Annotated in this window: 2 protein-coding genes; both read left to right on the top strand. The window is 52.9% G+C overall.

The features are described 5' to 3' along the window. Positions 1 to 323: GH-E family nuclease (locus ZBI01S_RS09645; protein WP_222822397.1), on the top strand; the 323-nt coding region annotated here is incomplete at its 5' end. Between the two features lie 26 nt (positions 324 to 349). Then, on the top strand, positions 350 to 652 hold a 303-nt coding region (locus ZBI01S_RS09380; protein WP_159421496.1), incomplete at its 3' end, for a hypothetical protein.

Here is a 652-nt window from a genome sequence, read left to right as displayed (position 1 = left end):
TCCGAAACGGCGACCTCGCTCTCCCAGAACCCGGCCCAAACCAAATGTACGTAAAGCTCCACCCCCATGACCACTCACACACCAACGTGTTCGAAGCAAATGATGCACGCTGGCGAATCGTAGAATGGGACCCAAACAACCCCATGTCACCAAGAGACTGGGATATGGGGCATATTTCCGGTCATGAATATTGGCGACTAAGAGCCGAATATCTTGGCGAGCACAAAGACCTAGAGTATTTCCTCAAAGACTATTTAAACCCCGAAAACTACGAAGTCTCGGATCCACTCAGAAACCGCTCACACGAAGACGAGCTAGCCTAGCAGTCACTCAGAAAGCGAGAACAAACATGCAGGAACAGAGCAAAAAAATACCCCCTCCATTTTACGCGGTACGACACGGAACCCTCAAAGAATACCTCGAATCCTGCGCTGCATATCCAAACACGGACCCGAAAAAATACTTCATCAACGCATTCACAAATGACACTCCGGCAAACCGTGTCGCGATCGCCAACTGGATGCTCGACAACGGCGTCCCAGCGTCCTACGTCGAACGCGACCCCCGCTCGCGCTACAACGCGCTCCACCTCCTGTTCGTGCAGCGTGAACACGACTACGAACTCGAAGCACCGCTGCTGCGACGTCTGCTC

Origin of the sequence: [Zimmermannella] bifida NBRC 103089 (assembly GCF_001570925.1) — a bacterium.
In the GTDB taxonomy this organism is placed as follows: Bacteria; Actinomycetota; Actinomycetes; order Actinomycetales; family Microbacteriaceae; genus Gulosibacter; species Gulosibacter bifidus.
The sequence above is the reverse complement of the archived record's forward strand: the minus strand, read 5'-3'. Positions and strand labels throughout refer to the sequence as shown.